The organism is Bradyrhizobium sp. (genome assembly GCF_049798375.1).
In the GTDB taxonomy this organism is placed as follows: Bacteria; Pseudomonadota; Alphaproteobacteria; order Rhizobiales; family Xanthobacteraceae; genus Bradyrhizobium.
The window spans coordinates 1-10263 of record NZ_JBARGP010000551.1 but is presented as its reverse complement, the minus strand read 5'-3'; the positions used below and the strand labels follow the sequence as shown (position 1 = coordinate 10263).

The 10263-nt window shown below is 64.5% G+C and carries 11 protein-coding genes; 10 read left to right on the top strand and 1 reads right to left on the bottom strand.

Going from position 1 to position 10263, the window contains the following annotated elements; genetic code table 11:
- Together trpS and WA702_RS22155 are read left to right on the top strand one after the other, a co-directional pair.
- A partial coding sequence (trpS, locus tag WA702_RS22160) for a tryptophan--tRNA ligase (RefSeq protein ID WP_425112690.1) occupies positions 1-999 on the top strand: 999 nt, incomplete at its 5' end.
- A 138-nt stretch (positions 1000-1137) separates the two neighbouring features.
- Positions 1138-1707 (top strand): NifU family protein, encoded by a 570-nt coding sequence (locus WA702_RS22155; protein WP_425112689.1) that lies wholly within the window; start codon positions 1138-1140, stop codon positions 1705-1707.
- A 56-nt stretch (positions 1708-1763) separates the two neighbouring features.
- On the opposite strand, the gene WA702_RS22150 is transcribed toward WA702_RS22155, so the two are convergent.
- On the bottom strand, positions 1764-3431 hold the full coding sequence (locus WA702_RS22150) for a PAS domain-containing protein (RefSeq protein ID WP_425112688.1): 1668 nt from the start codon (positions 3429-3431) through the stop codon (positions 1764-1766).
- A gap of 269 nt (positions 3432-3700) precedes the next feature.
- Here WA702_RS22150 and tsaB point away from each other — a divergent pair, with 269 nt between their 5' ends.
- From tsaB to WA702_RS22110, 8 genes are all read left to right on the top strand, one after another.
- Positions 3701-4399: a tRNA (adenosine(37)-N6)-threonylcarbamoyltransferase complex dimerization subunit type 1 TsaB gene (gene tsaB, locus WA702_RS22145; protein ID WP_425112687.1), complete on the top strand. Its 699-nt coding sequence runs from the start codon at positions 3701-3703 to the stop codon at positions 4397-4399.
- Positions 4399-4881, top strand: coding sequence for a ribosomal protein S18-alanine N-acetyltransferase (gene rimI / locus WA702_RS22140; protein ID WP_425112691.1), 483 nt, complete (start codon positions 4399-4401; stop codon positions 4879-4881). Before tsaB ends, rimI begins: the two co-directional genes overlap by 1 nt.
- 51 nt (positions 4882-4932) lie before the next feature.
- Positions 4933-5382 (top strand): Fur family transcriptional regulator, encoded by a 450-nt coding sequence (locus WA702_RS22135; protein WP_425112686.1) that lies wholly within the window; start codon positions 4933-4935, stop codon positions 5380-5382.
- A 14-nt stretch (positions 5383-5396) separates the two neighbouring features.
- Positions 5397-6065 carry an HAD family hydrolase gene (locus WA702_RS22130; protein WP_425112685.1) on the top strand — a complete coding sequence of 223 codons (669 nt, stop codon included), beginning with the start codon at positions 5397-5399 and terminating at the stop codon, positions 6063-6065.
- A gap of 129 nt (positions 6066-6194) precedes the next feature.
- Positions 6195-7583 (top strand): tRNA (N6-isopentenyl adenosine(37)-C2)-methylthiotransferase MiaB, encoded by a 1389-nt coding sequence (gene miaB, locus WA702_RS22125; protein ID WP_425112684.1) that lies wholly within the window; start codon positions 6195-6197, stop codon positions 7581-7583.
- Between the two features lie 4 nt (positions 7584-7587).
- On the top strand, positions 7588-8625 hold the full coding sequence (locus WA702_RS22120) for a PhoH family protein (RefSeq protein WP_425112683.1): 1038 nt from the start codon (positions 7588-7590) through the stop codon (positions 8623-8625).
- A 67-nt stretch (positions 8626-8692) separates the two neighbouring features.
- On the top strand, positions 8693-9202 hold the full coding sequence (gene ybeY / locus WA702_RS22115; protein WP_425112682.1) for an rRNA maturation RNase YbeY: 510 nt from the start codon (positions 8693-8695) through the stop codon (positions 9200-9202).
- A 2-nt stretch (positions 9203-9204) separates the two neighbouring features.
- Positions 9205-10263: hemolysin family protein (locus WA702_RS22110; protein ID WP_425112681.1), on the top strand; the 1059-nt coding region annotated here is incomplete at its 3' end.

Genomic DNA, 10263 nt, shown 5'->3' with positions numbered 1-10263 from the left:
CTGCATCTCGGCAACTATCTCGGCGCCATCGTCAACTTCGTGAAGATGCAGGATACCCATAACTGCATCTATTGCGTGGTCGACATGCATGCGATCACGATGCCGGTCGAAGGCGGCCCGGCGCAATTGGCGCGCGCCACCCGCGAGGTGACGGCGGCCTTCATTGCATCCGGCATCGACCCGAAGAAGCACATCGTGTTCAACCAGAGCCAGGTCTCCGGCCATGCCGAACTGACCTGGATCCTCAATTGCGTCGCCCGCATCGGCTGGCTCAACCGCATGACCCAGTTCAAGGAGAAAGCCGGCAAGGACCGCGAGAACGCCTCGGTCGGTCTTTACGACTATCCGGTGTTGATGGCGGCCGACATCCTGCTCTACCGCGCCACCCATGTGCCGGTCGGCGAGGACCAGAAGCAGCATCTGGAGCTTTCGCGCGACATCGCCCAGAAGTTCAATAATGATTTCGGGGACTCGATCCGCGACAACGGCTTTGGCGATGGGCTGTTCTTTCCGCAGCCGGAGCCGCTGATCACGGGGCCTGCGACGCGGGTGATGTCGCTGCGCGACGGCACTAAGAAGATGTCGAAGTCGGATGCATCGGACTATTCGCGCATCAATCTGACCGACGATGCCGATACCATCGCGCAGAAGGTCCGCAAGGCGAAGACCGATCCGGAGCCGCTGCCGAGCGAGGAGAAGGGCCTGGAGGCGCGGCCCGAGGCCGACAATCTGGTCGGCATCTATGCCGCACTGTCGAACCGCTCCAAGGCCGAGGTGCTGCGCGAGTTCGGCGGCGGGCAGTTTTCCGGCTTCAAGAATGCGCTGGTGGAACTGTGCGTCACCAAGCTGGCGCCGATCGCGGACCAAATGAAGCGGCTCACCGCCGATCCCGGTTATATCGATGCCGTGCTGGTCGACGGCGCCGAGCGCGCCCACGCCATCGCGGCCGAGACCATGCAGGCCGCCAGGGACGTCGTCGGCTTCATCCGCAAGCGCTGAGGCGGCCGGAGTTCCGCGCTGTCATAGCTGCAATTCCGCCGCGGGCCGGATTTACCTCCCTTGATCGTGCGCCCGTGGTCGCTATCTGATATTGTGCCCCTACACGCCGGCCTTGAACCGGCGCTGCCGGAGAAAATCATGTTTATCCAGACCGAAGCCACTCCCAATCCTGCCACCTTGAAGTTCATTCCGGGCCGCGTCGTCAGCGACGGCACACCGATGGAATTCAACAGCCGCGAGGCTGCCGCGCGCTCGCCGCTCGCCGAGCGGCTGTTCGACGTCTCAGGCGTCAGCAGCGTGTTCTACGGATCGGACTTCATCACCGTCACCAAGAAGGACGGCGACTGGCAGCACCTGAAGCCCGCGATCCTCGGCGCGATCATGGAGCACTACATGTCGGGTGCGCCGTTGCTGGCCGACGGCAGCGAGGCGGCCGGCGCGCAGGAGGACGACGAGGACGAGTTCTTCAACGAGGACGACGCCGAGACCGTCGACATGATCAAGGACCTGATCGAGACGCGGGTCCGTCCGGCGGTCGCCAATGACGGCGGCGACATCACCTTCCGCGGCTTCAAGGATGGCATCGTCTATCTCAATATGAAGGGCGCCTGCTCGGGCTGCCCGTCATCGACCGCCACCCTGCAGCACGGCATCCAGAACCTGCTGAAGCATTTCGTGCCCGAGGTGGTTGAAGTCCGGCCGATGTGAGATTGGCGGATAGCGATTCGGCTATTCACTACTCGCCATCAACCATTCGCCTGGGATCAGGCCGCCCGGCCGATGCTGGCTGCCTCTGCGGCAGCCTGGTGCATGCGCGAGGACATCTCGCCGGTCACCGTGCTTTGCTCGTCGACCGCCACCGCCGTCGAGGACACGTAGTCGCTGACGTCCTGGATCGCGTTCTTGATCATGCCGAGCGCGCCGACCACGTCCGACGAGATGCCGTTGAGGTTGCCGATCTCGCTGCCGATCTTGTCGGTCGCCTGCTTGGCCTGGTTGGCGAGGTTTTTGACCTCGGAAGCAACCACGGCAAAACCGCGGCCAGCCTCGCCGGCGCGAGCGGATTCGATGGTCGCGTTCAGCGCCAGCAGGTTGATCTGCCCGGTGATGCTGCCGATCAGCTCGACGATGCTGCTCATGGCGGTTGCGGCCGACGACAGCCGCTGCGCCTGCTGGTCGGCGGCCTCGACGCGTTCCACCGCGGTGATTGCGGTGTCTTTCGACTTCGTCATGGCGTCCGCGATCTGGTGCACCGACGCATTCAGTTGCTCGGCGCCGGCGGCGACCTGCTCCATCATGCCGCGCACCTTCTCGCTCTTCATGCGGGCAATTACTTGCATAGTGGTGTCGGCGGCGAACTTGACGATCTTGTAGGGGTTGCCGTTGAGATCGCGGATCGGATTGTACGACGCCTGGATCCACACCTGCCGGCCGCCTTTACCTACGCGCTGGTACTCGCCGGACTGGAATTCGCCCCGCTTCAGCGCCGCCCAGAAGCTGCGGTATTCGGCGCTATCGCGGATCTCCGATGGCACGAACATGCTGTGATGGCGGCCCTTGATCTCGGCCAGCGCATAGCCGAGCGTCTTGAGGAAATTGTCGTTCGCGTTGAGCACATTGCCGTCGAGATCGAACTCGATCACCGCCTGCGACTTGCCGATCGCCTCGATCTGGCCGGCATCGTCCGCCGCCTTCAGCTTCTGCGCGGTCACGTCGGAGGCGAACTTGACCACCTTGAATGGCTTGCCGACCTCGTCCAGAATCGGATTGTAGGTCGCGAAGATCCAGATCTCCTTGCCCCCCTTGCCGAACCGCTTGAACTCGCCGCTGCGGAACTCACCGCGATTGAGACTTGCCCAGAACTCGCGATAGGCGCCGCTATCGCGGTCTTCAGGCGCGACAAACATCTGATGGTGCTTGCCCTGGATCTCGGCGAGCGCGTACCCCGTCGCATTCAAGAAATGATCGTTCGCAGTGACGATGGTGCCGTCGAGATTGAACTCGATCACCGCCTGGGCGCGTTCGATCGCCGCAATTTTGCCGGCGTCTTCCATGCTGCGGATTCTCTGTGCCGTGACGTCGGTTGCGAACTTGACGATCTTCACCGTCCTGCCGCTGCCGTCCACCACCGGGTTATACGAGGCCCGGATCCAGATCGGGCGGCCACCCTTGCCGAAGCGCTTGTATGCGCCGGACTGGTATTGCCCACGCTTCAGATTGTCCCAGAACGCGCGGTATTCGGCGCTTTGGCGGGTCTCCGGATCGACAAACATCCGATGATGCTGACCACTGATTTCTTCGAGCCGATAACCCATCGTGTCGAGGAAGTTCTTGTTTGCAGTGATGATCGTTCCATCGGTGTTGAACTCGATCACGGCCTGCGAGCGATTGATCGCTTCGAGCTGCGCCACCGCATCGCGCGCGTTCGTCATACTTTTCCAGAAGGGCACGAGGATCTTTCTGTTGAACGAGAGGGCGGGCCGATCAGGCGGCCTGTTCACGCCGAGATACGTGCGTAACTCGCATCTGGATCATAATTTTCGTTTAATTTATCGCGGTTTCAGCTACTTAGCGTCTTTCAGGTTACGGCTTGATGCGGTTTTCCCAACAAGGCTGTAAGAAGAACGCGACGAACTCTACCCGACTACCGTCTGAGACTAACAGGCGCCTGACCGGCGCCGAACCATGCGACACCCGGACGATGCTTATTCTCGCCATTGATACTGCGCTGGACCATTGCGCCGCGGCGGTTCTCGATACCGATGCCGCTGTCATGCGCGCGCAGGAATCTCTGCCGATGAAGCGTGGGCACGCCGAAGCCCTGATGCCGCTGATCGCGCGGGTGATGCGCGCCGCCGATCTGCCGTTTACCGCGCTCGACCGGATCGCGGTCACCACTGGTCCCGGCAGCTTCACGGGCTTGCGCGTCGGGCTATCAGCCGCGCGCGGGCTTGCACTCGCCGCGAACAAGCCTGTGGTCGGCGTGACCACGCTGTCGGCCTATGCCGCGCCCGTCGTCAGCGAGGATGGTCCGAATCCAGTGATCTCCGCGATCGATGCGCGGCACGATCATGTCTACTTTCAGGTCGTCGGTGGGGCCGGCGACGAACTGGCGGCTCCGCAGGTCGCGCCGATCGCGACAGCGCTGGAAGCGGCACGTTTCGGTGCGCCATATCTGGTCGGCAATGCCGCTACGCTGCTCGCCACGCGTTGGCCTGATGACGCCGCGCCGCCCGTCGCGGTCGATCCGCAGGCCGCGCCCGACATCGCCTGGATCGCCTGGCTCGGCGCCGCGGCCGATCCGGAGCACTCGCCGGCGCGCCCCTTCTACCTGAAAGCCCCCGACGTGAAGGTGCCGGCCAACATGGCGCAAGCACCTCGGCAGACAGCTGCGTCGTGATAGGCTTGTTCACGCGATGGTTCGCCGAGGCTAAGCCGGCGATCGAGCCCGCGAGCGTGCGTGACGCCGCACGGCTCGCTCAGATCCACGCCGCCTCGTTCCATCGCGGATGGGGCGAGGGCGAGTTCGAGAGCATGCTGACCGAGCGCAACACGCTGGTGCATCGCCTCAAGACCGGGCGCCATATCGCGGGCTTCATCATCTCGCGAATCGGCGCCGACGAGGCCGAGATCCTGTCGGTGGCGCTCGACCCGCAGCAGCGCGGCCGCGGGCTGTCGCGCGATCTGCTGCTGACGCATCTCGGGCACCTGGCGGGCCGCGGTGTCCGCACGGTGTTCCTCGAGGTCGAGGAAAATAACCAGCCGGCGCGCCGGCTCTATGAGCGCGCCGGCTTTGCCACCGTCGGACGCCGCGAGCGATATTACCAGCGCCCCGGCGGGGAACAGCTGAGCGCCCTTCTGATGCGGCGGGACTTGTCGTAACCTGCGCTTGGTGGCAGAAAGCCCGCACTCTCTCGTAGAGGCGAGACAGCCATGACCTCCTTGAAGTCCCACTCCGCGCCGCAAACCACCGGCATCGAGGCGCGTTGCGCCGCGACCGGCATGCGCATGACCGAGCAGCGTCGTGTCATCGCGCGCGTGCTGGCGGAGGCGGCCGATCATCCCGATGTCGAGGAGCTGTATCGCCGTTGCGTTGCCGTCGACGACAAGATCTCGATCTCGACCGTCTATCGCACCGTGAAGCTGTTCGAGGACGCCGGCATCATCGAGCGCCACGATTTCCGCGAGGGCCGCGCCCGCTACGAGCAGATGCGCGACAGCCACCATGACCACCTGATCAACCTGCGCGACGGCAAGGTGATCGAATTCACCTCCGAGGAGATCGAGAAGCTGCAGGCAGAGATCGCGCGCAAGCTCGGCTACAAACTGGTCGATCACCGGCTCGAGCTCTATTGCGTGCCGCTCGACGAAGACGCCAGCTAAGCGTCATCTTGCGCATGGCCTTCGATCTCGTCATCTTCGATTGCGACGGCGTCCTGGTCGACAGCGAGGTGATCTCGTGTCAGGCCCACGCCGACGTGCTCAGCGCCAGCGGCTATCCGATTACTGCGGCGCAAGTGTTTGACCGCTTCCTCGGGCGTTCGGCGAAACAGGCCCGACTCGAGGTCGAGGCCGAGCTCGGCCGCAGCCTTCCCGACGACTTTACCGAGCGGCTGCGGGACCGCTTGTTCAGCGCCTTCGAGGCCGACCTGGAGGCTGTGATCGGCATCACGCAAGCGCTCGACTCCATCGACGTGCCGGTTTGCGTCGCCTCCTCCGGGTCTCACGAACGCATGCGCGTCAGCCTCGGCGCCACCCGGCTCTACGACCGGTTCGCGCCGCACATTTTCTCGGCCTCGCAGGTCGTGCACGGCAAGCCGGCGCCCGACCTGTTCCTGTTTGCCGCGACGCAGATGAAGACTGTTCCCTCGGCTTGCGTCGTGGTCGAGGACAGTGTGGCCGGCATCACAGGCGCCGTGGCCGCCGGCATGACCGTGCTCGGGTTTCATGGCGGCAGCCACTGCGGCCCGGACCATTCCGCCACCCTGCAGGCGGCCGGAGCGACTGCTACCTTCGGCGATATGAGCCAATTACCCGCCTTGATCGCGCAATTTAGCCAGAATTAGCCCGTTTAGCTGGAATCGGGCCTCGATCGCTGGATTTTCGTGTGCTTTGGCTATATCTGAGCCCCGCACGCCGGAATTGCCGGCGCGTGCCCCACACCGGGCCTGAGATCAATCTATCAAGCAGGATCAATGACGCCGCCGCGCAAGCTGCATATCAAGTCCTATGGCTGCCAGATGAACGTCTACGATGCCCAGCGCATGGTGGATACGCTCGGCGGTGAAGGCTTTGTCGAGACGGCAAGCGTCGACGATGCGGACCTCGTGATCCTCAACACCTGCCACATCCGCGAGAAGGCCTCCGAGAAGGTCTATTCCGAGCTCGGCCGGCTGCGCCTCGCCAAGGACGAGGCCGCCAGGCAGGGCCGCACGATGAAGATCGCGGTCGCCGGCTGCGTGGCACAGGCGGAAGGCGCTGAGATCATCGCACGGGCGCCGACGGTCGACGTCGTGGTCGGGCCGCAGAGCTATCACCATTTGCCCGACCTGTTGAAGCGCGCCGCCCGTGGCGAGCGCGCAATCGAGACCGAGTTTCCGGCCGACGACAAGTTCGACCATCTTGCCCCGCCGCAGCGCGATGCGATCCGTGCCCGCGGCATTTCGGCCTTCGTCACGGTGCAGGAAGGCTGCGACAAGTTCTGCACTTTCTGCGTCGTGCCCTATACGCGCGGCAGCGAGGTGTCCCGGCAGGTCTCCAAGATCGTCGACGACGTCAAACGGCTGGTCGACAACGGCGTGCGTGAGATCACGCTGATCGGCCAGAACGTCAACGCCTATCATGGCGCGGGCCCCGACGGCCGCAGCTGGTCGCTCGGCCGGCTGCTGTCCCATCTCGCCGCGATTCCCGGCGTGGCGCGCCTGCGCTATTCGACCAGCCATCCCAACGATGTCGATGACAGCCTGATCGCCGCGCACCGCGACCTCCCCGAACTGATGCCGTTCGTGCATCTGCCGGTGCAGTCCGGCTCGGACCGGATTTTGGCCGCCATGAACAGGAAACATAGTGCGGCCGACTATCAAAAAGTCGTCGACCGGTTCCGCAGCGCCCGCCAAGACATTGCATTCTCATCGGATTTCATCGTCGGTTTCCCCGGCGAAACCGAGCCGGATTTTCGCGCCACACTCGCGCTTGTCGCACAAATCGGCTACGCTGCGGCCTACTCTTTCAAATATTCGCCGCGACCGGGTACGCCCGCGGCGGACATGCTGGAGATGGCGTCGGCAGCCGAGATGGACGAGCGATTGGAGCGCCTCCAGACATTGATCGACAGCCAGCAATCGGCCTTCAACAAGGCCGCGATCGGCACCACGGTCGACGTGCTGTTCGAGCGCCCGGCCCGCAATCCCGGCCAGATCGTCGGCCGCACCGCCTATCTGCAGCCGGCCCATGTGATGGCCCCCGACGAGATCGTCGGACAGGTGCTGCCGGTCCGGATCGACAGCCTCGAACGCTACAGCCTGCTCGGTGCACTCGCACGCGACGCAACTGCATCTGCACCTTCAGCCACCATTGGAGCCTGAACCCTTGCCCAAGAGCGCATCGGATTCGCCTTCCCTCGCTCCCAGCCGCAAATTCGATCGCGACATGCCCATTCCGCCCGAGACGCAGGTCGTCATCGATTTCGACGATAATCGCGCTGCCTCCGCGCTGGTCGGCCCCTACGGCCAGAACCTTGCGCTGGTCGAGCGCCGGCTCGGCGTCGTCGTGGATTCCCGCGGCAACCACATCACCATCGGCGGCACCCGCGACAGCTGCGATGCGGCGCGGCGGGTGCTGGAGACGCTGTATGAGCAGGCCGTAAAAGGTCATGATCTGGCGCAAGGCGACGTCGATGGTGCGATCCGCGCCGTGGTCGCGCAGGGCTCGCTGTTCGAGTTCGACACCAAGAACCCGAAGCAGGCGTTCGAGAGCATCAACCTGCGCAAGCGCCAGGTGCGCGCCCGCACCGCGGCGCAGGATTCCTACATCCGTGCGCTGAAGCGCCACGAGTTGGTGTTCGGCATTGGCCCGGCCGGCACCGGCAAGACCTGGTTGGCCGTGGCGCACGCCGCGCAGCTGTTCGAACGCAAGGAAGTCGACCGCATCATCCTGTCGCGGCCTGCGGTCGAGGCCGGCGAGCGGCTCGGCTTCCTGCCCGGCGATCTCAAGGAAAAGGTCGATCCCTATCTGCGGCCGATCTACGATGCGCTCTACGACCTGATGGACGCACGCATGGTCGAGCGCGCGCTGCAGGCCAACGAGATCGAGATCGCGCCGCTCGCCTTCATGCGCGGCCGGACCCTGACCAATGCCGCGATCATCCTGGACGAGGCGCAGAACACCACGTCCATGCAGATGAAGATGTTCCTCACCCGGCTGGGCGAGAACAGCCGGATGATCATCACCGGCGATCCCTCGCAGGTCGACCTGCCGAACGGGCAGACCTCGGGCCTCGCCGAAGCCGCCCGGCTGCTCGATGGCGTCGAAGGCATCGCGCAGGTGCGGTTTACCGGCGAGGACGTCGTCCGCCACGAGCTGGTGGCCCGGATCGTCGCGGCCTACGAGGGCACGAAAGAGCGGTGACACCAAGCAAAGAGCCGCGCAGGCAAGCTTTCAAGCCTTGCCCGGCGCAAACGCCTATATTGATGAGATGACCGATTCCACCATTCCGATAACCGAGGTGATCGTCGCCGCCGACTGCTGGCAGGATCAGCCCGACACCGAGACCGTGATCCAGCGCGCGATCGACACGGCTGCGCAGATCTCAGGCGCAGATGTCGGCGACGCCGAGATCGCGGTGATGCTGACCGACGACGCCGGCATCCGCACGCTCAACAACAATTGGCGCGGCATCGACAAGCCGACCAACGTGCTGTCTTTTCCAGCCCTGCAGCCGACCGGCCCGGTTGGCGAAGATGATCCGCCGCGCATGCTCGGCGACATCGCCATCGCCTACGAGACGATGCGCCGCGAGGCGGACGAGGCGCAAAAGCCGTTCGAGCATCATCTCAGTCACCTCACCGTGCACGGCTTTTTGCACCTGATTGGCTACGATCACGAGACCGACGACGAAGCCGGGGAGATGGAAACGCTCGAGACCGAGATCCTGGCGCAGCTTGGGATTCCTGATCCCTATGCGGACCGGGAGCGGATGGATTGACCATGTCAGACTCCGAGCCAATCCACGACAACCCGCGCAACACGCGCAATCTGCCGGCCGTGGTGCCCCCGGGTGAGATCGGGCGTTCGGCGTCCGAAAACTGGCTGGTGCGGGCGATCCGCAATCTGTTCGGCTGGAAGGCCGGCGGCTCGGTGCGCGACGATCTGCAGGTGGTGCTCGACGCCTCGCAGCCTGACGACATCGGCTTCTCCGCGGTCGAGCGCACGCTCCTGCGCAACATCCTCGTGCTGCACGAGCGGCGCATCGCCGACGTGATGGTGCATCGCGCCGACATCGTCGCGGTGAAGCGCGACATTCCGCTCGGCGAGCTGATGAGCCTGTTCGAGAGCGCATCGCATTCCCGGCTCGTGGTTTACAACGACACGCTCGACGATCCCGAAGGCATGGTTCATATCCGCGATCTGCTCGCCTTCATGACGGCGCAGGCGCGCGTGCCGGACGCGGTGAAGTCGAAGCGCAAAAAGCCGCTGTCGGCGGGGCTCGATCTGCGCAGCGTCGATCTTTCAATGCCGCTTGCGGACGCCAGCATCATCCGCAAGCTGCTCTACGTGCCGCCGTCGATGCGCGCGATCGACCTGCTGGCACAGATGCAGGCCTCACGCATCCATCTCGCGCTCGTGGTCGACGAATATGGCGGCACCGACGGGCTGGTCTCGATCGAGGACCTCGTCGAGCAGATCGTCGGCGAGATCGATGACGAGCACGACAGCGATGAGCCCCCGGCGATCGTGCGCCAGGCTGACGGCTCGTTCATCGCCGACGCACGCGCGAGCTTTGATGACGTGCGCGCCGTGATCGGCGAGGACTTCGTCACCGGCGAGGCCGGCGAAGGCGTCGAGACGCTGGGTGGCTATCTCGTCAACCATGTCGGGCGGCTGCCGGTGCGCGGCGAGCTGATCTCCGGCCCCGGTCATTTCGAGGTCGAGGTGCTGGATGCCGACCCGCGCCGGGTGAAGCGGCTGCGCATCGCGTTGCGCAAGGAGCGCCCCGCGCCACGCACCCAACGTGAGCGGGGGCGTCGCGAAGCCGCACCGGAGACG